The sequence below is a fragment of the Bacillus sp. SIMBA_154 genome, assembly GCF_046536015.1.
Classification (GTDB): Bacteria; Bacillota; Bacilli; order Bacillales; family Bacillaceae; genus Bacillus; species Bacillus pumilus_P.
Window position 1 is genome coordinate 1 of sequence record NZ_JAWJBV010000078.1, and the last position, 406, is coordinate 406.

Sequence of the window (406 nt, forward strand, 5' to 3'; positions counted from 1 at the left end):
GACCTGTCATGCCTTACACTCGTCCGAGAACAAAAGCTGGTTACTTAAAAAAGAATGAATACGTGTATGACGCACATTTTGAGTGTTACATTTGCCCAAACGGGCAAATCCTCTCTTATCGTACAACGACTAGAGAGGGATATAAGCAATATGCGTCCGATTCAGAGGTATGTAAGTCCTGCTCGTTGTTAGAGAACTGTACACAAAGTCAAAATCACACCAAACAGATACACCGACATATTTGGCAGGACTACCTAGATGAAGCAGACCATCTGAGACACACTCAAATGAATAAGAACATCTATGCAAAACGGAAAGAAACGATTGAGCGCGTTTTTGCGGATGCAAAAGAAAAGCATGGTATGCGATGGACGAAACTTCGAGGACTGAAAAAAGTTTCGATGCA

General features: G+C 41.9%; 1 protein-coding gene. It reads left to right on the forward strand.

The window, feature by feature from the left end; genetic code table 11:
* A partial coding sequence (locus tag R0K30_RS21175) for a transposase (RefSeq protein ID WP_410612728.1) occupies positions 1–406 on the forward strand: 406 nt, incomplete at both ends.